19 protein-coding genes and 1 riboswitch are annotated in these 21,469 nt (G+C 69.9%); of the genes, 8 read left to right on the top strand and 11 right to left on the bottom strand.

What is annotated here, in order from left to right:
* Window positions 1-337: 337 nt before the first annotated feature.
* Complete coding sequence (locus JCR33_RS11530) at window positions 338-1,420, bottom strand: aldo/keto reductase (RefSeq protein ID WP_198882191.1); 1,083 nt, start codon at window positions 1,418-1,420, stop codon at window positions 338-340.
* 164 nt (window positions 1,421-1,584) lie between these two features.
* Here JCR33_RS11530 and JCR33_RS11525 point away from each other — a divergent pair, with 164 nt between their 5' ends.
* From JCR33_RS11525 to JCR33_RS11505, 5 genes are all read left to right on the top strand, one after another.
* Complete coding sequence (locus tag JCR33_RS11525; protein WP_198882190.1) at window positions 1,585-2,946, top strand: esterase-like activity of phytase family protein; 1,362 nt, start codon at window positions 1,585-1,587, stop codon at window positions 2,944-2,946.
* A gap of 47 nt (window positions 2,947-2,993) precedes the next feature.
* Window positions 2,994-3,204, top strand: a riboswitch (cobalamin riboswitch).
* A gap of 96 nt (window positions 3,205-3,300) precedes the next feature.
* Complete coding sequence (locus tag JCR33_RS11520; RefSeq protein WP_211110214.1) at window positions 3,301-3,480, top strand: CbtB domain-containing protein; 180 nt, start codon at window positions 3,301-3,303, stop codon at window positions 3,478-3,480.
* A gap of 4 nt (window positions 3,481-3,484) precedes the next feature.
* Window positions 3,485-4,225 (top strand): CbtA family protein, encoded by a 741-nt coding sequence (locus JCR33_RS11515; RefSeq protein WP_198882189.1) that lies wholly within the window; start codon window positions 3,485-3,487, stop codon window positions 4,223-4,225.
* 10 nt (window positions 4,226-4,235) lie between these two features.
* Window positions 4,236-4,625 (top strand): DUF1636 family protein, encoded by a 390-nt coding sequence (locus JCR33_RS11510; protein WP_198882188.1) that lies wholly within the window; start codon window positions 4,236-4,238, stop codon window positions 4,623-4,625.
* Window positions 4,626-4,649: 24 nt separating this feature from the next.
* The gene (locus JCR33_RS11505; RefSeq protein ID WP_198882187.1) at window positions 4,650-5,246 is read left to right on the top strand and encodes a hypothetical protein; all 597 of its coding nucleotides are present in this window, start codon (window positions 4,650-4,652) and stop codon (window positions 5,244-5,246) included.
* 98 nt (window positions 5,247-5,344) lie between these two features.
* Here JCR33_RS11505 and thrS read toward each other — a convergent pair whose 3' ends face one another.
* From thrS to JCR33_RS11490, 3 genes are all read right to left on the bottom strand, one after another.
* Window positions 5,345-7,498 (bottom strand): threonine--tRNA ligase, encoded by a 2,154-nt coding sequence (gene thrS, locus JCR33_RS11500; protein WP_198882186.1) that lies wholly within the window; start codon window positions 7,496-7,498, stop codon window positions 5,345-5,347.
* Window positions 7,499-7,822: 324 nt separating this feature from the next.
* The gene (gene yidD / locus JCR33_RS11495) at window positions 7,823-8,128 is read right to left on the bottom strand and encodes a membrane protein insertion efficiency factor YidD (RefSeq protein WP_198882185.1); all 306 of its coding nucleotides are present in this window, start codon (window positions 8,126-8,128) and stop codon (window positions 7,823-7,825) included.
* A gap of 10 nt (window positions 8,129-8,138) precedes the next feature.
* On the bottom strand, window positions 8,139-8,579 hold the full coding sequence (locus tag JCR33_RS11490; protein ID WP_198882184.1) for an iron-sulfur cluster assembly scaffold protein: 441 nt from the start codon (window positions 8,577-8,579) through the stop codon (window positions 8,139-8,141).
* Window positions 8,580-8,676: 97 nt separating this feature from the next.
* Between JCR33_RS11490 and hisI the strand changes: the two genes are divergently transcribed.
* Window positions 8,677-9,048, top strand: a complete 372-nt coding sequence (hisI, locus tag JCR33_RS11485) for a phosphoribosyl-AMP cyclohydrolase (RefSeq protein WP_198882231.1) — start codon at window positions 8,677-8,679, stop codon at window positions 9,046-9,048.
* 142 nt (window positions 9,049-9,190) lie between these two features.
* Here hisI and JCR33_RS11480 read toward each other — a convergent pair whose 3' ends face one another.
* The 7 genes from JCR33_RS11480 to JCR33_RS11450 form a co-directional block, all read right to left on the bottom strand.
* Complete coding sequence (locus JCR33_RS11480) at window positions 9,191-9,619, bottom strand: CBS domain-containing protein (protein WP_198882183.1); 429 nt, start codon at window positions 9,617-9,619, stop codon at window positions 9,191-9,193.
* 179 nt (window positions 9,620-9,798) lie between these two features.
* Entirely contained in the window at window positions 9,799-10,602 is an 804-nt protein-coding gene (locus tag JCR33_RS11475) for a rhomboid family intramembrane serine protease (RefSeq protein WP_332461165.1), read from the bottom strand.
* An 81-nt stretch (window positions 10,603-10,683) separates the two neighbouring features.
* Entirely contained in the window at window positions 10,684-11,205 is a 522-nt protein-coding gene (locus JCR33_RS11470; RefSeq protein WP_198882182.1) for a gamma carbonic anhydrase family protein, read from the bottom strand.
* A 7-nt stretch (window positions 11,206-11,212) separates the two neighbouring features.
* A complete protein-coding gene (locus JCR33_RS11465) occupies window positions 11,213-11,428 on the bottom strand; it encodes a DUF3126 family protein (RefSeq protein WP_198882181.1) in 216 nt (71 codons plus the stop codon).
* A gap of 301 nt (window positions 11,429-11,729) precedes the next feature.
* Entirely contained in the window at window positions 11,730-12,542 is an 813-nt protein-coding gene (gene cysE, locus JCR33_RS11460) for a serine O-acetyltransferase (protein WP_198882180.1), read from the bottom strand.
* A 58-nt stretch (window positions 12,543-12,600) separates the two neighbouring features.
* Window positions 12,601-13,356 (bottom strand): alpha/beta fold hydrolase, encoded by a 756-nt coding sequence (locus JCR33_RS11455; protein ID WP_198882179.1) that lies wholly within the window; start codon window positions 13,354-13,356, stop codon window positions 12,601-12,603.
* Between the two features lie 15 nt (window positions 13,357-13,371).
* Window positions 13,372-13,692, bottom strand: coding sequence for a 2Fe-2S iron-sulfur cluster-binding protein (locus tag JCR33_RS11450; RefSeq protein WP_198882178.1), 321 nt, complete (start codon window positions 13,690-13,692; stop codon window positions 13,372-13,374).
* A 316-nt stretch (window positions 13,693-14,008) separates the two neighbouring features.
* Here JCR33_RS11450 and JCR33_RS11445 point away from each other — a divergent pair, with 316 nt between their 5' ends.
* Window positions 14,009-20,272, top strand: coding sequence for an apolipoprotein A-IV repeat region-like domain-containing protein (locus JCR33_RS11445; protein WP_198882177.1), 6,264 nt, complete (start codon window positions 14,009-14,011; stop codon window positions 20,270-20,272).
* Between the two features lie 202 nt (window positions 20,273-20,474).
* Entirely contained in the window at window positions 20,475-21,467 is a 993-nt protein-coding gene (locus JCR33_RS11440; RefSeq protein WP_198882176.1) for an alpha/beta hydrolase family protein, read from the top strand.
* Window positions 21,468-21,469: the final 2 nt, after the last annotated feature.

Raw genomic sequence — 21,469 nt, 5'->3', positions numbered from 1 at the left:
GCCTGATGCGCACGCCCCACTCCTTCGCCGCGTGCGCCTGTTTAGCGACCACCGACACCCGGCGAAAGCCCCACGCTCCGGTCTCGGCCACGGGGCTCCGGAGGGATGCGGGCGGGTCAAGGCCGGCGCAGCCGCCCGCAGGGCTTGGCCTTGACGCGCCCGCATCCCTCCCCACGGTCGCAAGGGGTTTGAGGCAAGTCGGCCGCGAAGCGGTCGTCTTTCCGCAAACCCTGGCCATCGCCGAGATGGGGGGAGCGCGAGGGAGGAACGCCCTCGCCCTTCGGAAGGAAAGTCGGCGCGCAGCGCCGTCCATATCCCCCCGGGGGGCACCGCGCTCCTAGCCGTCGAGGCCCAGGAAGCGGCGTCCTGTGGGCCGCGCCCGCTGGTCGAGGCGCTGCGGCTGGTCGCCGTACCAGTCGCCTTGGCCGGCGCGCAGGAAAGAGATGGGAAAGCCGAGATCGGGCGGGCTCGCCCGGTCGAGCCGCGCCATGATCTCGACGGGCACCGCGAGCTCGGCCGCGGCGAGATTATCCTCCACGTGCCGCACCGAGCGGGCCCCGACGATCGGAATGTGGATGTCGGACTTCGCCCTCAGCCAGGCGATGGCGAGGCGCGAGGGCGTCGTCCCGAGCGCCCCGGCCGCGGCGATCAGCTCGCGAACAATGGCGTTGGCGCGCTCGCTCCGATACTTGTCGAAGTTGCGCGCCACCGCCCCCGAGGCGACGCGGCCCGTATAGTTCTCTTCCGGGTCGGGGCGGACGATCTTGCCCGACAGCGCCCCCGCCCCGAGCGGCGACCAGTCCATCACCGACAGCCCCAGCGCATCGGCCATCGGAATCAACTCGCGCTCCGCGTCGCGCATGGCGAGGTTGTACTCGATCTGGATGCAGGCCGGCCGCGTCAGCCCGGTGAGGCTCGCGAGGGTGTCCGCCTTCGCCACCATCCAGGCCGGAAAGTCGGAAAAGCCCACGTAGAGCACCTTGCCCGCGCGCACCTGATCGTCGAGGGCGCGCAAGGTCTCCTCGATCGGGGTGAAGCCGTCGAACATGTGCACGAAGTAGAGGTCGACATAGTCGGTGCCGAGGCGCTTCAGGCTGGCATCGAGCGAGCGCACCAGGTTCTTGCGCTGATTGCCGCCGGCGTTGGGGTCGGTCTTGTCGCTGGAGGCCGTGTACTTGGTGGCGATGACGAAGCGGTCGCGCTCCCCCTTCACGAAGTCGCCCACGAAGCGCTCCGACGTCCCGCCGGTATAAAGGTTCGCGGTGTCGATGAAGTTGCCGCCCGCCGCCACATAGGCGTCGAAGATCGCGCGGCTCTCGTCCATGTCCGCGCCCCAGCCGGTCTCCGTGCCGAAGGTCATCGTGCCGAGGCAGAGCTCGGAGACGCGGAGCCCCGTGTGACCGAGAAATGTCGTTTTCATGAGAATGCGCTCCTCCACCAGAGGCCGAAGATGCGCAGTCGCCCCGCCGCGCTCAACCCATTTCGTGGATCGAGGCCGATCGTGACGAAAACGTCAGCGAACGGTCATCGGAGCGTCAACGAGCCCGACTAGGCGGTCGACACTCGCACATTGGAGGCCAATCCATGCTTCGCACCTCGCTCGCGGTGGCGCTCGCCGCGCTCCTCACCGCCCCGGCGCTCGCCGACGACGAGACCGTGTTCCCGGCGACCCTCGCCGGCCACGCCGTCATCCCCGCCCTCAGCCTGATCGCTCCGCCGGCCGACGCGCCGCAGGACGCCTGGATCAGCGGCAAGTTCACCGCCGGTCCCAACCGCATCGACACGCCGATGAGCGTCGAGGGCGACACCGGCGCCTATCACGGCAGCCGCAAGACCGGCATCAAGCTGCCCTTCATCGGCCAGCCGCTGCAGGGCTTCTCTGGCTTTGCGATGGACCGCGCCGACGACGGCTCGATCATCGCCCTCACCGACAACGGCTTCGGCTCCAAGAAGAACAGCCCCGATACGCTGCTCTTCTTCCACAAGCTCTCGCCGGACTACGAGAACGGCGCGATGGACGTGAAGGAGACCGTCTTCCTCTCCGATCCCGACAAGGTCGTGCCCTTCCGCATCGCCTACGAGGGCACCAAGGCGCGCTATCTGACGGGCTCCGACTTCGACATCGAGAGCATCCAGAAGATCGGCGACACGCTCTGGATCGGCGACGAGTTCGGCCCCTACATCCTGTCGGCCACCCTCGACGGCAAGATCACCGGCGTCTATCCGACGATGATGGGCGACGTCGAGCTGAAGGGCCCCGACAACCCCGGCCTGACCGTGCCCGCCCAGGCCGGCAAGGACTACCGCGTCAACCGCTCCGGCGGCTACGAGGGCATGGCGCTGCAGCCCGGCACCGGCCTCCTCTGGGGCATGCTCGAGAAGCCGCTGATGGACGAGACCGGCGCGACGCCGGAAAAGGCTCTCACCGTGCTCGCCTTCGACCCGGCGACGAAGACCTTCACCGGCGACAGCTTCAAGTTCCCGCTCGCCGAGGGCGCCACCGCCATCGGCGACTTCAACTTCATCGACGAGACCCGCGCCCTCGTCATCGAGCGCGACAACGGCGAGGGTGATCCGAGCCTCGAGTGCCGGGACGAGGTGACTGCGGCCTGCTTCCCCCACCCCGCCATGGTGAAGCGCATCGTCCTCATCGACACCGCCTCGGTCGGCGACGACGGCATGGTCCGCCGCATCGGCCACATCGACCTCATGAACATCGACGACCCCGACGGCCTCGCCCGCCTCGACACCGCCGCCGATCGTGACATGACGGGCACCTACACCCTGCCCTTCTTCACCATCGAGGACGTGATGAAGATCGACGACACCCACATCCTCGTCGGCACCGACAACAACCTGCCCTTCTCCGCCGGCCGCCAGCTCGAAGAGGCGATGAACAACGAGTTCGTGCTCCTCGCCGTGCCGGAGCTCCTCGCGGCGAAGTGAGTTCGGCCCGCCGGGCGACGCGGCGCTTGCCCGCGCCGCCCGGCGGGACTACGCTGCACGATGATGGTTCCGGCGCCCCGCAAGGCGCCGGATGAAAAGGGAACACGGTGAGAGCGACCCAATTCGGGGCCTAATCCGTGGCTGCCCCCGCAACTGTGATCGGCGAGCGAACCCCAGCGATGCCACTGACTTCGGTCGGGAAGGCGGGGCGAGCACTGACCCGCGAGCCAGGAGACCTGCCATCGACGATGAACTCGACGGGCGGAGGGCCCGGCGGAGATTGTCGGTGGACGCCCTCGTCGTCACCGCGCGATGCCCGCTCGCCGTCCATGGCCCGCCAACGCGGAGAGCGAAATGAGACTGTCGACTAGCATGGACCAGGCGGCGAGCGGTGCGGTGGGCACCCGCGCGGCAGCGGTCGTGACCCTCGTGTTCGGGTGTGCTCTCGTCTTCGTGGTGGGCTTCGCCCATGCGACGACGCTGCACAATGCGGGACACGACACCCGCCACGCCATGGCCTTCCCCTGCCACTGACGCCATGCTGTACCGAATTCTTCTCAGCGCGCTGGTCGCCGGCGTGCTCGGCGGCGTTGCGGTCGCGATCATCCAGGCCGGCACGACGACGCCGCTGATCCTCGAGGCGGAGGCCTACGAAGGCGGCGCCGAGGCGGTGCCGGCGATGCTCGACGGTGCCGGGCTCAAGGACCCTGGCCTCATCTTCATCGCTGCGTCGGACGACGCGGACGAGGAGTGGATGCCGACGGACGGGCTCGAGCGCACCGTCTTCACCTCGATCGCCACCATCGGGGCGACCTCCGGCTTCGCCCTCATCCTGTTGTCGCTGATGGTGCTCTCGGGCGCCGAGATCACCGCCCGCAAAGGGCTGATGTGGGGCGCCGCGGCGTTCGTGGGGACGGGGCTCGCCCCGGCCCTCGGCCTCAGTCCGGAGCTTCCCGGCTCGGCGGCGGCGGCGCTCGAGGCACGCCAACTCTGGTGGATCGGTACGGCGATCGCGACCGGCGCCGGCCTCTGGCTCGCCCTGCGCATCTCGACGCCCGCCGCAATCGGCGTCGGCGTGCTCTTGATCGCGGCGCCGCACGTCGTCGGAGCGCCGCACCCGTCGGCGTTCACGAGCACGGTGCCGGGCGAGCTGTCGGGCCACTTCGCCTCCGCCTCGCTCGTGGTGCAGGCGCTCTCCTGGGCGCTCGCCGGGGCGATCGGGGGGTATGTCTGGCAGCGGCTCGCCGCTCGCGCGGAGCCTATGGCCAGCGCCGCCTGAGGCGCCCGCCATGAGCACGCCGGGCTCCCGCGGACCGGACGCCGACGGCGCGGTGGAGGTCCTCGTCTGCACCGCCTGCGAGGATGGCGAGGGCGGTGCGGTCGGGCGCGCCCTCGTCGAGGCTGTGCGCACGGCGGTCGGCGAAACGGTCGGCGAGGCGGCCATCGCGGTCGTTCCGGTCGGCTGCCTCGCGGTGTGCGACCGGCCGGCCACCGTGGCCTTCCGCGCCGCCGGCAAGTGGACCTACGTCGTCGCCGGCGTGGAACCGGCCGCAGCGCACGACGTCGTCGCCGCGGCCCGCGCGGTGGCCGCCTCCCCCCACGGCGTGCCGCCGATGGCGGCGCGGCCGCCCTTCTTCCGCAACGGGGTCGTGGCGCGGCTGCCACCGAGCCCTGACTGAACCAGGAGCGCCGTCAGGATCGCCATGTCCGCCAACGTGATCACCATCCTCGCCGCCGTCGCCGGCTGTGTCGGCGTGGCCCTCGCCTCCGCCTCGATCCCCGCCAACACGGGCGATCGCGCCCCGCACATCCACGGCGGCGCGGGCCACGCCGCAGCGGACCACGGTGGCATGAGCCACGGGGCGATAGGACACGGCGCGACGGGACATGGCGCGACGGGACACGGAATGACGCCCGGGGGTGCGGTGACCACGGCGCACGACCACAGCCGCACCATCGACGTGCCGGCGGGCGCCGACGCTCCCACGGTGGACTTCACCATCGCCGCCGATCCGCACGGCGGCTACAACATCCACATCCTGACGTCGAACTTCCGCTTCGCGCCCGATCATGCGAGCGGGCCGGCCGTCGACGGCGAGGGTCACGCCCACATCTACGCCGACGGCGTCAAGCTCGCCCGGGTCTACGGCCCCTGGTTCCACCTCGCGGCGGTGCCCGCGGGGGCGACGCGCCTCACCGTCACGCTCAACACCAACGACCACGCCACCCTCGCGGTCGACGGCGACCCCGTGTCGGCGACGCGGCCGGTGCCCGCCGGCGCCCTCGCCGACGGGCGGTAGCGGGAGCGCGCCTCCCGCCGGGCGGCGCGCTCTTCTCGTCCTACGGCTCACGCGTCCTACGGCTCAGGCGTCCTTCGGCTCGCGCGTCCTGTGGCCGATCAGCCTTCGACGGCGACGCTCATGCGCTCCGTCTCGCCGGCGAGCGTCGACACGGTGGCGACGCCGCCGCCACGCTCCATCAGGATGCGCCGCGCGGTCTCCACGGCCTCCTCGCGCGTCTCGAACACGTCGCTCGACAGCCCGTTGGCGCCGTCGTTCACCACGAAGCCCTCGAACACCTCGACCACGTCGATCCGCTCAGCGCTGCTCTTGGCGGCCTCGCTCTCGTAGGTGCGCTTCAGATCCGGCGCCATCGCCTCGAGAACCAGATCGGCCACCACCTTGTCGAGCGGCAGCGTCGTCTGATCGCGCGAGCCGAGGCGACGCATGTTGACGGTACGCTCGGCCGCCTCGCGGCCGCCGACCACGAGGATCACCGGCACCTTGGCCGCCGAGTGCTCGCGGACCTTGTAGTTGATCTTCTCGTTGCGAAGATCGGTGTCGACGTGGAGCCCTGCCGCGCGCAGCGTGGCGGCGACCTCGACGGCATAGTCGTCATAGTCCGACACGATGGTGCAGACGATCACCTGCAGCGGCGAGAGCCACAGCGGCAGATGCCCGGCATAGTTCTCGATGAGGATGCCGAGGAAGCGCTCCAACGAGCCGAACAGCGCCCGGTGCAGCATGACGGGCACGTGCTTCTCGCCGTCGGGGCCGATGTAGAAGGCACCGAGGCGGCCCGGCATGTTGAAGTCCACCTGCAGGGTGCCGCACTGCCACTCGCGGCCGATGGCGTCGCGCAGGGTGTATTCGAGCTTCGGCCCGTAGAACGCGCCCTCGCCCTTGTTGAGCGACCAGTCCCGGCCCGTCGCCTCGAGCACCGTCCGCAGCGAGGTCTCGGCCCGGTCCCACACCTCGTCCGTGCCGACGCGCTTCTCGGGGCGGTCGGAGAACTTGATGATGATGTCGTCGAAGCCGAAGTCCTTGTAGATCGACAGGATCAGGTCATTCACCTTGAGGCATTCCTCGGTGATCTGATCCTCGGTGCAGAAGATGTGCGCGTCGTCCTGGGTGAAGGCGCGCACCCGCATCAGCCCGTGCAGCGCGCCGGACGGCTCGTAGCGGTGCACCTTGCCGAACTCGGCCACCTTCTCGGGAAGGTCGCGGTACGACTTCAGCCCGTTCTTGAACACCTGGACGTGGCCCGGGCAGTTCATCGGCTTGATCGCGAAGGTGCGCTCGTCCTTCGGCTCGGAGAGATACATCGCCTCGGCGAACTTCTCCGCGTGGCCCGACTTCTTCCAGAGCTCGAGGTCCATCAGCTCCGGCGTGTTGATCTCCTCATAGCCCGCGGCCTCCTGGCGGCGGCGCATATAGGAGATCATCGTCTGGAACATGCGCCAGCCGTTCTGGTGCCAGAACACGGCCCCCGGCGCCTCCTCCTGGAAGTGGAAGAGGCTCATCTCGCGCCCCAGCCGACGATGGTCGCGCCGCTCCGCCTCCTCCAGCATGGTGAGGTAGGCGGCGAGGTCCTTCTTGTCGGCCCACGCGGTGCCGTAGATGCGCGACAGCATCTCGCGGTTGGAATCGCCGCGCCAATAGGCACCCGCCACCTTCGTCAGCTTGAAGGCGTCGCCCACGTTGCCGGTGGACACCATATGCGGCCCGCGGCAGAGGTCGAACCAGTCGCCCTGGTGATAGATCTTGACGTCCTGATCCTCGGGGATCGCGTCGACGAGCTCCACCTTGAAGCCCTCGCCCATCTCGGCGAACGTGTCGCGCGCCTTGTCGCGGGACCAGACCTCCTTGGTGAACGGACGGTTGAGGGCGATGATCTCGCGCATCTTCGCCTCGATCTCGCCGAGCTCCTCGGTGGTGAACGGCGTCTCGCGGTAGAAGTCGTAATAGAAGCCGTCGCGGATCACCGGGCCGATGGTGACCTGGGTGCCGGGCCACAGCGCCTGGACGGCCTCCGCCATCACGTGCGCCGCGTCGTGGCGGATCAGCTCCAACGCCTCGGGGTCCGTGCGGGTGACGATCTTCACCTCGGCGTCCGTGCCGATCGGATCGGCGAGGTCGCACAGGCTGCCGTCAACCGCCATCGCGACGGCCTTCTTGGCGAGGGATTTGGAGATCGAGGCGGCGATGTCCGCGCCGGAGACGCCGGGCTCGTACTGACGGGATGCCCCGTCGGGGAATGTAATCGTGATCATGGAAAGCTCTCGCTCAATCGCTGCCTACTGATGCAGGTAAGCTGCCCCGTATCTATCGACTTGGGCGGCGATTGCAAACCGGCGGAACGGCACGGACGGCGCTGCGCGCCGACATTGCCCGCACCATGCGAGGGGGTTCCCCCCTCGCGCTCCCTCCGCCTCGCCGGCCGGCAGGGGTTCGGGGCAGACGGACGCTGCGCGCCCGGCTTTCCCGACCCCTCGCACCAGGCTGGGGAGGCCGGCACGCCTGTCAAGGACAAGCCCTCCGGGCGCCTGCGGCGTCCTTGACAGGCGCACCGGCCTCCCGTGCCCCGGTTTACCGCCTCAGCGGTCGAGGCGGGAGGCGGGGTCCATGTGGCTCGCCCCCCAGCGGGCGTAGCGCCAGGGGCGGCGGGCGGCGTCGGGGGGAAGATCGGGCACCGGGTCGAAGCCCGAGGCACCCCATGGATTGCAGCGCAGGACGCGCGCCAGGATGAGCCACGACCCCACCCAGCCGCCATAGCGGCGGATCGCCTCGTCGCCATACTCGGAGCAGGTGGGAAGGTAGCGGCACTGGCGCCCCAAGAACGGCGACAGGAAGATGCGGTAGGTGAAGATCAGGCCGCGGAACACCGCGGCGGCGGGCCTCATCGATGCGGCCTCACGCGGCTTGCTTCGCCGCGGTCGCCTTCTCCGCCGCCTCGCGGGTGGCGGTAAACGTGAGGAGCGTGCTCGCGTGGCGCGACTTGTGCTCGCGCACGGGCTCCATGCAGGCGAGCTCGGCGAAGCGGCCCGTGGGCGGCGGGCCGTTCTCCTTCAGCATCGCCGTCATCTCGCGCTCCACCTGGCGCAGCTCCTCCACCGTGGCGCCGATCACGTGGCGCGCCATGATGGAGGACGAGGCCTGACCGAGGGCGCATGCCTTCACCTCGTGGGCGAAGTCGCTCACCCGGCCGTCCTCCATCGCGACGTCCACCGTCACCTGGCTGCCGCACAGGCGCGAGCGCTGGGTAGACGTGCCGTCTGGCGCGTCGAGCCGGCCGAGGCGCGGGATATCGGCCGCGAAGGCCAGGATCTTTTCGTTATAAAGGTCGCTGAGCATGACGATCCTCCGTCTCGCCTCAATATAAGGCGATGTGAACGCCAACCAAACAGCGAGTTTCTCCCCTTTGCGTGACCTTCTGCCCCCCTCCCCCGACATGGCCGAACAGGAGCTCGGGACGACCTTCCGCCCGAAGTTCGACGCCAACGGCCTCGTGACCGCCGTGGCGGTGGACGATGCGACGGGCGATATCCTGATGCTCGCCCACATGAACGCCGCCGCCCTCGCCGCGACGATGGAAACCGGCGAGGCGCACTATTATAGCCGCTCGCGCCGGAGCCTCTGGAAGAAGGGCGAGACGTCGGGCCAGATCCAGACCGTGCGGCAGATGCTGGTGGATTGCGACCAGGACGCGGTGGTGCTGCGCGTGTCCGTCGGGGGCGACGGTGGTGCCTGCCACACCGGAGCGCGATCGTGCTTCTTCCGCGCCGTGACGCCCGAGGGGGGGTTGCGCCGGATCGACGAGTGAGCGGGCGGGGCGCGCCGCGTCCGGCAGGCCCCGCCCTCCGCCTCGGAGCATCCCGCGCCCTATCGCGCGCAGAATGCTCGATCTCTTTGAATGCGAGCGTGTTCTATCCGCCCGAGCGATGCTGCTCGAGCGGAGCCGTGCTCTAGGTGGACAGGATGTAGGCCCGCATGTCGTCGCGCTCGCGCACCGCTTCCTCGATGCGCAGCTTCACCACGTCGCCGATGGAGATGACGCCAACGAGGCGACCCTCGTCCACCACCGGCATGTGACGGAAGCGGCTGTTGGTCATGCGGGTCATCAAATCGTCGATCAGATCGTCGACCCCGCAGGTCTCGACCTTCTGCGTCATGGTGCTCGCCGCCGGCAGCTCCAGCGCCACGGGGCCGCGATGGGCGACCTGACGCACGATGTCGCGCTCCGACAGGATGCCGGCGAGCCGGTCTCCGTCCATGATCACCACCGCGCCGATACGCCGCTCGGTCAACTCGTTCGCGACCTCGAGCAGCGTGGAATCGGGGCTCATCGCGAACACGTCCGAGCCCTTCTGCTTCAAGATATTCTTCACGCTCATGACCAGCCTCCCTCGATCTGACATGGTCGAGATGCGGTGCGTTACGAGCTGCCTTTGCGCCAGCCTCACACCGCGAACCACCGCATTGGGTGGAGTGTTGTTCGGAGGAGCATGGTTCCACAAATTCGCGGCGCTGCCTACCACCGGTTGATCGGGGCTTGCGCGAAGCTTGCGGATACTCAGCGCCGCAGGGTGGGCACCGGGTCGAACAGGCGGAAGGCGAGCAGGCCGAACAGGAAGCCGCCGATGTGCGCCTCCCACGCCACGGCGACGCCGCCCGACATGAAGCCGCCGATCCCCACCATCAGGTTCACGCCGAACCAGATGGCGACGAAGATCACCGCCGAACGATTGGCGAAGATGGCGAGCAGCGATCGGGCCGGCCGGCGATAGGCCGCGTCACCGGCGCTGCGACGCATCCCCGCCGGGCCGCCGACGTCGAACACGAAGCGCGCCGCCGCCGCCATCTGCCCGGCGATCGCCGCCGAGGCGCCGACCACCGGGATGGGCTCGCCGAAGTGCAGGGCGAGGTGGAGCGCCGCACCCGACGCCGCCGCCATCGCCGAGAAGATCCAGAAGCGCAGCGGCCCGAAGCGGCGCGCCACGGCGCTGCCGAAGGCGACGAGCCAGACCGCGTTGGTCACGAGGTGGATCCAGGAGCCGTGGAGCAGCGCGTAGGTGAAGAAGGTCCAGATATCCGCCGCCGTCCCGCCGGGCAGCCCCGCTCGCCCCTCGACATAGCGCGCCGGGATGAAGGCGAACTCCATCAGCACCCAGTTGTCGAACGGGATCGACAGCGTGCCGCGCACGATGTGGATCACCACGAGCAGGCCGAGCATCGCGGTGACCGACCCCGGCATGGTGAAGACCGCCTCGCGCGGCGGCCGTCCCGGCGGTGGCGGATCGCCGGCGCCCGGCCCCTGATGGCGGTCGGCCGCGGGGGCCGGCTCGCCGCCGCGCGGGATGCGGGGAACGTGGCTCACCGCGACGCCACCGTCACGAAGCGTCCCGGACGGGCGAGAGAAGCGGGGCGGAGCGCGGCCATGGTGCCCAAGGTGGGGCCGCTAGATGGGCAGGCAAGCGGCTTTGTAGCGCTTCCAGTTTGCGACATAGTGCTCCGAGCCCTTGGCGATGCCGGCGATCTCCTCGTCGGTCAGCTCGCGGATCACCTTGGCCGGCGCGCCGAGCGCCAGCACCCCGTCGGGAATGACCTTGCCCTCCGGCACCAGCGCGTTGGCGCCGACCAGCGCGTTCTTGCCGATCACCGCGTGGTTCAGCACCGTCGCCCCCATGCCGACGAGGCTTCCCTCGCCGATGGTGCAGCCGTGCAGGATCACGCTGTGGCCGACGGTGGCGCCCGCCCCGATGGTGAGCGGCGCCCCCGCGTCGGTGTGGCAGACGGTGTTGTCCTGGATGTTGGCGCCCTCGCCGACTTCGATCCACTCGTTGTCGCCGCGCACCACCGCGCCCCACCACACCGACGCGTCGGCGAGGAGGCGAACGCGGCCGATCAGCACCGCCGTCGGCGCCGCCCAGGAGGCGATGTGGAGGTCGGGCGACACCCCTTCGAGACTATAGAGCGCCATGTCGACCTCAGACGCTCTCGAGGTCGACCTCGAGGATCGCCATCGTGAAATTCCAGGAGAGCTCGCCCTCGTCCTCGTCGCGGTAGAGGACGCCGATGAACTCCTCGCCAAGATAGACTTCGGCCGAATCGTCCTTGCGGGGCCGCGCCCGCACGTTGATGGTTTCGTTGCCGAAGGTGCGGCGCATGTACGCCTGCAGCTTGGCCAACTCTTTCTTATCCACCTTCGTCTCCATGTTTCTCGGTGGGATCGGGTGCGTCACGCTGCCCTAAGGCCGGCGCCCGATCAACCGACCGCGCGACTCCGCACGGCAGCCGACGGCGCCGGAGGCAGGCGGCGACACCGACAAATGACAGGCGGGGTCTCCCCCGCGGCGTGAGCGCCCGATGTAGGCTAAGCGGACGTCCGGCGAAACCCTTGACGGCGTTCGCCGCGAAGAAAACCCACCAACTTCGCAGCGGACGGCAAGGCGGCCGCGTTGGCCGCCGATGCCAAGAGCGGCCGCGCCAGCGAGAGTGGCCGCGTCAGCCGCCGGTGGCGAGATCGGCGAGGATCTGGTCCATGGAGCGCGACGGCTCGCGGCAGCCGGCCTCGCCCACGATGCGGGCCGGAACGCCCGCCACCGTGACGTTGGGCGGCACGGCCGAGAGCACCACCGAACCCGCCGCGACGCGGGAGGAGTGGCCGATCTCGAAGTTGCCGAGCACCTTCGCTCCGGCGCCCAGGAGCACGCCGGAGCCGATCTTCGGATGGCGGTCGCCCCTGTCCTTGCCGGTGCCGCCGAGGGTGACGCCCTGGAGCAGCGACACGTCGTCCCCGAGCCGCGCGGTGGCGCCGATCACCACCCCGGTCGCATGGTCGATGAAGATGCCGCGCCCCATCGGCACGGCGGGATGAATGTCCACCTGCAAGGCCGCCGAGGCGCGGCTCTGCAGCATCAGCGCGAAGTCGCGCCGGCCGCGCGTCCACATGGAGTGGGCGACGCGGTGGCTCATCAGGGCATGGAAGCCCTTGAAATAGAGGATCGGCTCGATCAGCCGCTCGCACGCCGCGTCGCGGTCGCAGACGGCGAAGACGTCGATCCGCATCACCTCGGCGAGGTCCGGATCGTCGTCGAGCGCGTCGCGGAAGGCGTTGCGGATGTGGGTCGCGTCGAGCTGCGGATCGGCCAAGCGGTGGGCGACGCGCTCGGCGATCGCATCCTCCATCGAAGGCTGATCGAGGATCACCGCGTGGACCATACCGGCGAGCGAGGGCTCGCGCCGGGCGATCTCCGCAGCATCGTCGCGTACCCGGCGCCAAACCGGATCGTGGGAATAGATCGCCGCCTCTGCCATGGGCCCCTCCCTCCTACGATACCGTACCCAGATAGTGGATGCGTGCCATAGCAGCAATTCAATTTGCGAGGCTACCCAGAAAGTTGACCACCTCGGCCTTGTGGGTGCGGTCGCCGACGGCGCTCATGTGATCGCGGCCGGGGATCGTCAGCGCCCGCGCTCCCGGAATGAGGGCGGCGAGCGCCTCGGCCGAGCCCGCGATCTCGTCGTCGGCCCCCGCGACCACCAGCGTCGGCACCGCGATGCGGGCGACGTCCGCGGCCGACAGCGTCTGGCGCGAGGCGCGGATGCAGGAGGCGAGCGCCTTGAGATCACCGCCGGTCTGCTCGGCGAAGGCGCGGAACATGCGCGGCTGCTGGCCCGACACGTCGTCGAGCGAGGGTGCCTCCAGCGCCTCGGCGATCCGCGGTCCGCCCTCGACGCCGTTCACGAGATTGCTCGCAAGCCCCGACAAGACCAGCCCGCGCAGCTTCTGCGGCGCCTTGAGCGCGGTGAAGGCGGCGATGCGGGCGCCCATCGAGTAGCCCATCACCACCGGCCGATCGAGCGTCAGATGGTCGATCAGCCGCACCACGTCGTCGGCCATCAGGTCGGTGCTGTAGAGCGCGGGATCGTAGAGCTTCTGCGACTTGCCGTGGCCGCGATTGTCGAGCGCGATCACCCGGTAGCCGGCCCGCTTCAAATGCGTGACCCAGGTGGTGTTCACCCAGTTCACCACCTGGTTGGAGGCGAAGCCGTGGACGAGAACCACCGCCGGCCCCTCGCCGTCGTCGAGATAGTCGATGAGGACGCCGTCGCTGTCGAACGTCGCCATCTCAGCGCCGCCCGCTCACGCCTGGCGCTCTGGGATGCGCACCACGAGACCGTCGAGCTCGTCACTCAGCTTGACCTGGCAGGACAGGCGCGAGCCCTCCTGCACCTCGAAGGCGAAGTCCAGCATGTCCTCCTCCATCGGCGACGGGTCGCCGACCTTTTCCCGCCACGCCTCGTCGATATAGACGTGGCAGGTGGCGCAGGCGCACGCCCCGCCGCATTCGGCGTCGATGCCGGGCACCATGGCGCGAACCGCGGCCTCCATCACCGAGCCGCCGGAGTCGGCGCTCACTTGGTGGGTCTCGCCATCGTGGGTGATAAAGGTGATGTTGACCATGGAACCTCGCTAGGACGCTGCGAGCGACATAGCGATTAACCAGAGCGCGTCAAGCAACGCGGCCGCCGTCCAGCCGTGCTGCGGGAGGCAACCCCCCTCACCGCAAAAACCGAGCGACGGCCAAAGGTTAACAGAATTAACCTTAACGATCTTCAGGACGTGCGTTCCTTGTTCGACCCCGTGTAGTATGGCATTAGCCAATTCTTAACGAATGGCCGCGACCGCCCGGCGAATCCCGCCCGCGGCCGCTGGTCACGTTGGCGCGCCGGGCGCAGTGTCCGGCACCTTCAGTACGCGTACGATCGAGGCGATGTTCATGGCGACAGACCCGCACCGCTCTTCCGAGGCGACCGGCTCGGATCCTTCCGACGCCGCCTTGTCGGCCGTCGAGGAGGCGCTGAAGTTCGACCTCGGCAGCAACGAGGACGAACAGGTCGATCTCGTCTCCGGGATCGAGGACTCGCTCAGCGCGAGCGTGCCAACCGCCGAGGAGTCGGCGGTGGACGACGTCGAGGCGGACGCCGCGGCCTTCGCCGCCGCCAACGACGTGGACGACGGTGACGCCGCGAGCCGGCCCCGGCGCCGCCGCCACCGCGCCCTTGCCAAGCAGCAGGCCGCCGCCAACGACGATCGCGCCCGCTTCGAGGCGGCGGAGAAGGCCGGCCGCCGGCGGGGCATCACGGCGGTGTCCATCGCCACCGTCATCTCCCTCGTCTGGATCGGGCTCGCCGCCCTCATCGGCATCGGCCTCGTCGCCCAGAGCGGGGTGATGGGGTTCGTGCAATCGGCCGAAGGCTTCGCCCTCCTCGGCGCCACGGTCGCCCCGATCCTCCTCTTCTATATGGTCGCCTTCCTGGTGCAGCGGTCGGAGGAGCTGCGCTCCACCTCCCAGGCGATGAGCGAACTCGCCCAGCGCCTCACTGAGCCCGAGATCAACGCCACCGAAGGGGTCGCCAACATCGGCCAGGCGATCCGCCGCGAGGTCGCCGGCATGAGCGCGGGCATCGAGCAGGCGCTCGAGCGGGCGAGCGAGCTCGAGGTCCTCGTCCACCGCGAGGTGTCGGCGCTGGAGCGCTCCTACGGCGACCACGAGGCGAAGATCCGCGCCCTCTTCGAGGAGCTCGTCGCCGAGCGCCAGATGCTGATGGCGAACTCCGACCAGATCCGCGAGGAGCTGGAGACCGCCAAGACCGGCCTCGCCGCGCTGGTGGGCGACCTGCAGGATACCGTGTCGAACCGCCTGTCGGAGGCGACCGGCTCCATCGGCTCCACCTTCGAGGCCGAGACCCAGCGCATCGCCGACGATCTGCGCACCTCCGGCCAGTCGCTCCTCACCACCTTCTCGCAGAGCGGCGATGCCTATGTGGGCAAGCTCGTCGACCGCTCGCACGAACTGGAGATGCGGCTCACCGACACCGGCGACGCCGTGGTGGCCAAGCTCGAGACCGCCTCGCAGTCCCAGTCCGACGCGGTCCACTCCTTCGTCGAGGCCCTCATCAACGCGCTCAACGACCAGTCCGAGGCGACCATCGCCGCGGTCAAGGGCGCCTCCGGAGCGCTCGTCGGCAGCCTCCATTCGGAGACCGGCCAGACCGTGGAGACGATCCGCTCAACGGCCGAATATCTCGTCGGCAGCCTTCAGGCCGAGGCGGGCTCGGCGACGGAGACGATCCGCTCCACCGCCGACATCCTGATCGATTCCATCGCCGGCCAGTCGAAGGAGATCACCGACGAGTTCGGCCGCGTCGGCCAGGAGCTGGTCGACACCCTCGCCGACCGCACGGTGGCGATGACGGAGAGCTTCGCCTCGACGGGCTCCACCATGGCCGACACGGTGCTGGAACGCGCCGAGGAGGTCACCAGGGTGCTGATGTCGGCCGGCGAGAAGGTGTCGGGCGCCATCAACGAGGTGAACGCCACCCTCAACATCACCGTCGATTCCAAGCTCGGCGAGGTGCAGGCCACCCTCGCCGACGCCAGCGACCGCTTCAACACCACCATCGCCGATCGCATGGGCGCGCTCGACGCGAGCGTGTCGCTGTCGTCCGAGCGGCTGTCGAACACGGTCGAGGATCGCATGAACGCGGTCGACACCTCGGTCACCTACGCCTCCGAGCGGCTGACGAACATGCTCGACGAGCGCCTGGAGACGCTGGAGAACGCCGTGTCCGGCACCGCCGAGCACTTCACGAGCCTCGTCGACACCTCCGTCCAGAGCCTCGACGGGACGCTGGAGCGCTCCTCGCGCACTCTGATCGAGATCGTCGAGGGCCGCCTCGGCGACGTCGACGGCGCCCTGACGCGCACCGCCGAGTACCTCACCAACAACCTCACCGAGCGGGCCGGCGCCGTCACCACCGAGATGACGCGCGCCAACGAGCAGCTCACCGCGACCTTCGACACCCAGCTCGCCAGCATCGACAACACGCTGTCGCGCGTGTCCGAGGAGGTGGTGGCGACCGTCGACGAGCGCCTCGCCACCATCGAGTCCACCGTGGTCACCGCGTCGCAGACGCTGGAGAACCAGGTGAGCGACCGCCTCACCGTGGTGACGACGCAGATGTCGGAAGCCGGCGAGCGGCTGACCGGCGTCGTCTCCGGCTCGCTGAGCCATCTCGACACCACCCTCTCCGACGCGGCCCAGCGTATCGGCGGGATGATCGAAGGCCGCCTCGGCGAGATCGACGAGCGCGTCGACGCCGTGTCGCGTCACGTCTCCTCCACCATGGCCGAGCGCATGAGCCTGATGGAGCGCGAGGTGTCGGAGTCGGCCGAGCGCGCGGCCGAAACGGTGTCGCTGCGCTCCACCATGGTCGACGAGCGCCTCACCGAGACCGCCTCGCGCCTCGTCGCCGCCATCGAGAACAAGATGGGCGAGCTCGACGCCACCATCGGCCAGAGCGGCTCGCTCACCTCCAACGCCATCCAGGCCGCCACCGAGGAGCTCTCCAACCAGCTCCTCAACCAGGTGGACCAGGTCAGCTCCACCCTCGGCGTGCTGGGCGACCGCCTGACCGACGCCGTCACCGCCTCCTCCTCGCAGATGAGCGACACCCTCATCACCCGCGCCGACCAGCTCGAAGAGACGCTGAACGTGCTGGGCGACCGGGTGGGCAACGTCGTCAGCTCCGCCACCTCCGAGTTCTCCGAAACGATCGGCCGCCAGGTGGACGATATGGAGCACCGCGTGCACGCCCTCTCCGACCACCTGTCGGGCACCGTGCAGTCGACCACCACGGCGATGCTGGAATCGTTCGGCGGCCACATCCACGAGGTGGAGGAACGCCTCACCCACCTCGGCGACCGCATGACCGAGTCGATCTCGGGCGCCTCCACCCAGATGCACGACGCGGTGTTCGCGCAGATCGACCAGATCGAATCCTCGATCAACGCGCTGGGCGACCGGCTCACCGATTCCGTCACGCAGACCTCGACGTCGCTGTCGGAGACGCTGCTGCGCCAGGCCGACCGCTCCGACGAGCTCCTCAAGGAGCGCCAGACCCAGCTCGAGCAGAGCTTCATCAGCTACGCGGCGACCTTCGAGACGAGCCTCAACCACTTCTCCGAGGCGCTGGAGCGGACCTTCGTGGACGGTACCGAGCAGGCCGGCAACACGCTGTCGGTGCGCACCGACAACGTGGTCGAGCGCATCAGCGGCGAGGTCGACCGCGTGGCCGACGTCATCGCCGGCTCCGGCTCCTCGCTGGTCGAGGATCTCGCGGTGCGCGCCGAGGCCTTCACCGATCGCCTCGAGACGATCCACGGCAGCATGAGCCAGACGATCACCGTCTCCGGCGGCGAGCTCGCCTCCCGCATCGAAGGCACGGCCGACCGCATCGAGCACGCCATCACCTCCGAGGGCGCGACGCTCGACGCCACGCTGCGTCATTCCACCGACGCCTTCCAGGAGAACATGAAGGCCAACACCGACCGGGTGCGCGAGAGCCTTTCCGACGCCACCCACGACGTGTCGTCGGCGATGAAGAAGCACACCACCGACATTGCCGAGACGCTCGCCCACGCCGGGGTGGAGATCGCCGAGGCGGTGTCGGACCGGGGCTCCACCGCGGCTCGCGAGATCAGCCAGTCGGCCATGCAGATCGCCGACATCATCGCCGATCGCGGCAACGCCATCCGCGTGTCGCTCGAAAACGAGGTGACGCGCTACGAGGCCGTGGTGGCCGACAACTCGGCCCGCCTCGAGGCGATCGTCGCAACCACCGCCGAGAGCTACGAGCGCACGCTGAGCGATCGCATCGACACCATGTCGGCCTCCTTCGACGCCGAGACCAGCGCCTTCGCGGGCCGCATGGACATGCTGCGCGAGCAGATCGGCAGCGACCTCACCCGCCTCTCCACCCTGCTCGACGAGCGGGGCACGCCGGTGGCGCGCGAGCTCGCCGAGACGATCGAGCGCTACGACGAGCTCGTCAACGAGCGCTCCACCCAGGTGGTGTCGGCGCTGACGACCCACGCGACCGAGGTGGCGAGCGTCCTCACCGAGCGCCTCGAGGCGATGGAAGAGGCGCTCGACGGACGCGTCGAGAAGGTGTCCGACGCCCTCGTGGAGCGCGCCCGCACCATCTCCGATGCCCTCGCCGACGGCCAGGCCTCCATCAACGACGCCTTCGCCGCCCGCCTCGAGGAGGTGACGCAGCTCAGCCGCGAGGCCACCCACGGCATCGCCGACGGCCTCGCCGGCGAAGGCGAGCGGGCCCAGGACGCTCTGCGCACCCTCGTGGAGGCGACGCAGCACGACATCCTCGAGCCGATGCAGCGGATCGCCGACCAGCTCTCGCAGGAGACGACCTCGGTCAACCAGATGCTGGCCGACACCATGGCCTCGATGTCCGGCGAGGTCGCCTCCGGCGGCCAGATGATGCGCGACGCGATGGTCGAAGCCCTCGACCAGCTCCTGCGCATGATCGACGAGCGCACCGAAGCGACCCGCAGCGCCATCACCGAGACGATGGCCAGTGCTCATCACGCCCTCACCGAGGAGGGCGGCCGCACCACCGACGCCATGCAGCAGGTGGCGCGCGACGCCGCCGCGTCGCTGTCCGACCTCCGCGTCGTCATCGACGAGCACGGCGACCAGTTCCTCAACGCCCTCGCCGAGCGCGGTGCCGGCGCCATCTCGGAGCTGCGCGAGACCCACGCCGCCCTCATCGACGAGCTCGGCGGCACGCTGGAGCGGGTGCAGGCCACCAACGCGGCGCTGCACGACATGCTCGGCTCGGTCGGCACCACCCTCGCCGACATGGAGAACAATCTCTCCACCCGTGGCGAGGGCTTGCGCCAGGTGGTGCAGGCGGCTCTGGCCGACACCAACCGCACCGGCGAGGAGATGTCGCGCCAGGCGAACGCCCTGCGCGAGGCGGCCGACAACGCCCTCGGTGACCTCGCCTCCATCGCCCAGCGCATCGAGCGCGACGGCGAGTTCCTGGCCGGTATCGTGGAGCGCTTCGAGGGCGACGCGTCGGCCTTCGACAGCCGCATGGACGAGCGCCGCGCCGCGCTCGAGGACCTCTCGGCCAACCTGATGACGAAGTCGGAGCAGGTGGACTCGCTGATGCGCTCCTTCACCGAGCGCGTCGACGACCAGCTGCGCAGCACCGAGGAGCGCGTGCACGACGCCCGCATCCTGCTGGAGCGCACGCTCGACGAGGCCGCCCGCGCCGTCGGCCCGCAGCTCGAAGCCCTGCACGAGAATGCCAGCGCCGATGCCGAGCGCATCCGCGAGAATCTGCGCATCTCGCACGAGGCGATGGCCGCCGAGCTCATCGAGGCGCTGCAGGCGGTGGCGGACCGCTTCCAGTCGGCCACCTCCGACATGCGCCAGTCGGCCCGCAGCGTTCAGGAGGAGTTCGAGACGACGCGCTCCGCCCTCGAGCGCTCGGTGATGGAGCTGCCGGAGGAGACGGTGCAGAACGCCGAAGCGCTGCGCCGGGCGGTGACCGACCAGCTCGCCGCCGTGCGCGAGCTCGGCGCCATCGTCGCCCGCCACTCCGGCCAGGGCGAGATGGCCGCCGCGACCGAGGGCAGCAGCGCCGGCCGCGACGCCTACCGCCGCGCCGAACGGCGCGTGCCGGAGAGCCGCCAGACGCCCGAGCGGGCGGCCACCAACGGCCGCGCCGGCAATCGCCTGCCGAGCGAGAGCGGCTGGATGAACGGCCTGCTGCGCCGCGCCGACTCCGAGGAGGAGAGCCTTCCCGCCGCGCCGCAGTCCGCACCGTCCGCCGACAACGAGCTGTCCCGCCTCGCCAAGCCCGCCGCGCGGGCCATCGAGGACGGCATCTACCGCGAGCTGTGGCAGCGCTTCAATCGCGGCGAGCGCCAGGTCTTCTCCCGCCAGCTCTACACGCTGGACGGCCAGCAGACCTTCGAGGACGTGCGCCGCCGCTATCAGCGCGACCGGGACTTTCGCGGCTACGTCGACCGCTATGTCGACGAGTTCGAGAAGGCGATCGCCGACACCTCGCGCAGCGACACGTCCGGCCGCCGGACCCGCGACACGCTGATGTCGGACGAGGGCAAGCTCTACACCCTGCTCGCCCACGCCTCCGGCCGCCTCAACTAGCCGGCCGCCGACCGGCCGAACGCCACAACGCCCCGCCGCCGGATGCGGCGGGGCGTCTTCGTTTCGCCGCCCCCACCCTCGCCGCTCCCCATCCTCGCCACCGCCGAACCGCTGCCGCCGAGGCCGTCACGCACCCGTCGGCCGCGGATGGTAAGATCGTCGGCGCGGGCACGCCGCGGCGACCATCCGGAAAGGCCTCCCAATGCGACGGTTCCTCGTGCTCATCGCCGGTCTCCTCGCCGGTCCGGCGCTCGCCGATGGCGCCGTCGGCTTCCAGCGCGTCACCATGCCCTCGCCGGCGGGGCTCACGGTGGGCGTCTGGTACCCGACCGACGCGGCGGCGCCGCAAGAGCCCAACACGCCCTTCCGTCAAGCCCTCGCCCTCGGCGCGCCGGTCGCGGGCAAGGACCTTCCCCTCGTCGTCATCTCCCACGGCAACGGCGGCTGGATGGGCGGCCACGCCGACCTCGCCCTCGCCCTCGCGCGCGCCGGCTTCGTGGTCGCCGCCCCCAACCACCGCGGCGACAACAGCGAGGACGAAAGCGCCTCGCCGGCCGAGTGGATGGTCTCCCGCCCCGCCGACATCCGCGCCACCATCGACTATCTCGCGACGGACTGGCCGGCGGCCGGCGCGGTCGACGCCGAGACGGTGGGCCTCTACGGCTTCTCGTCCGGCGGCTACACCGCGCTCGCCGCGGCGGGCGCGCGGCCCGATCTCGCCCTCGCCCGGCACCACTGCGAGGAGGATCCGGCGGAATTCGCCTGCCGCATCGGCATCGTCTCCGGCATGGGAGACGCGGGCGCCGAAGCCGATCCCGACGCCTTCGTCGCCGATCCGCGCATCGGCGCCGTCGCGCTCGCGGCGCCAGGCCTCGCCTTCGCCTTCCCCGCGGAGGCGCTCGCCACGGTGGACGTGCCCGTCGCCCTCTGGTCCGGCGCCGCCGACGAGCGCGTGCCGCACGCGACCAACGGCGCCCATGTCGCCGCCGCCCTCCCCCACCTCACCCGCGTGACGGTGGTGCCGCAGGCCGGCCACTTCGCCTTCCTCGCCCCCTGCAATCCGCGGCTGAAGGCGTTCAACCGCCGGATCTGGGACATGGTCTGCGTCGACGCCGAGGGCTTCGACCGCGCCGCCTTCCATGGCGAGCTGAACGCCGCCCTCGTCGCCTTCTTCGAGGCGACGCTCAGGCCCTGAGG

The sequence above is a fragment of the Acuticoccus mangrovi genome, assembly GCF_016411865.1.
Lineage (GTDB): Bacteria > Pseudomonadota > Alphaproteobacteria > Rhizobiales > Amorphaceae > Acuticoccus > Acuticoccus mangrovi.
The sequence above is the reverse complement of the archived record's forward strand: the minus strand, read 5'-3'. Positions and strand labels throughout refer to the sequence as shown.

Excerpts from the sequence above, each read along its gene's own strand:
- JCR33_RS11530 (WP_198882191.1), bottom strand. The coding sequence starts at position 1,420 with ATGAAAACGACATTTCTCGGTCACACGGGGCTCCGCGTCTCCGAGCTC.
- JCR33_RS11470 (WP_198882182.1), bottom strand. The coding sequence starts at position 11,205 with ATGGCGCTCTATAGTCTCGAAGGGGTGTCGCCCGACCTCCACATCGCC.
- hisI (WP_198882231.1), top strand. The coding sequence starts at position 8,677 with ATGGCCGAACAGGAGCTCGGGACGACCTTCCGCCCGAAGTTCGACGCC.
- JCR33_RS11505 (WP_198882187.1), top strand. The coding sequence starts at position 4,650 with ATGTCCGCCAACGTGATCACCATCCTCGCCGCCGTCGCCGGCTGTGTC.
- JCR33_RS11455 (WP_198882179.1), bottom strand. The coding sequence starts at position 13,356 with ATGGCGACGTTCGACAGCGACGGCGTCCTCATCGACTATCTCGACGAC.
- JCR33_RS11440 (WP_198882176.1), top strand. The coding sequence starts at position 20,475 with ATGCGACGGTTCCTCGTGCTCATCGCCGGTCTCCTCGCCGGTCCGGCG.
- cysE (WP_198882180.1), bottom strand. The coding sequence starts at position 12,542 with ATGGCAGAGGCGGCGATCTATTCCCACGATCCGGTTTGGCGCCGGGTA.
- yidD (WP_198882185.1), bottom strand. The coding sequence starts at position 8,128 with ATGAGGCCCGCCGCCGCGGTGTTCCGCGGCCTGATCTTCACCTACCGC.
- JCR33_RS11450 (WP_198882178.1), bottom strand. The coding sequence starts at position 13,692 with ATGGTCAACATCACCTTTATCACCCACGATGGCGAGACCCACCAAGTG.
- JCR33_RS11520 (WP_211110214.1), top strand. The coding sequence starts at position 3,301 with ATGAGACTGTCGACTAGCATGGACCAGGCGGCGAGCGGTGCGGTGGGC.
- JCR33_RS11480 (WP_198882183.1), bottom strand. The coding sequence starts at position 9,619 with ATGAGCGTGAAGAATATCTTGAAGCAGAAGGGCTCGGACGTGTTCGCG.
- JCR33_RS11445 (WP_198882177.1), top strand. The coding sequence starts at position 14,009 with ATGGCGACAGACCCGCACCGCTCTTCCGAGGCGACCGGCTCGGATCCT.
- JCR33_RS11510 (WP_198882188.1), top strand. The coding sequence starts at position 4,236 with ATGAGCACGCCGGGCTCCCGCGGACCGGACGCCGACGGCGCGGTGGAG.
- thrS (WP_198882186.1), bottom strand. The coding sequence starts at position 7,498 with ATGATCACGATTACATTCCCCGACGGGGCATCCCGTCAGTACGAGCCC.
- JCR33_RS11490 (WP_198882184.1), bottom strand. The coding sequence starts at position 8,579 with ATGCTCAGCGACCTTTATAACGAAAAGATCCTGGCCTTCGCGGCCGAT.
- JCR33_RS11515 (WP_198882189.1), top strand. The coding sequence starts at position 3,485 with ATGCTGTACCGAATTCTTCTCAGCGCGCTGGTCGCCGGCGTGCTCGGC.
- JCR33_RS11525 (WP_198882190.1), top strand. The coding sequence starts at position 1,585 with ATGCTTCGCACCTCGCTCGCGGTGGCGCTCGCCGCGCTCCTCACCGCC.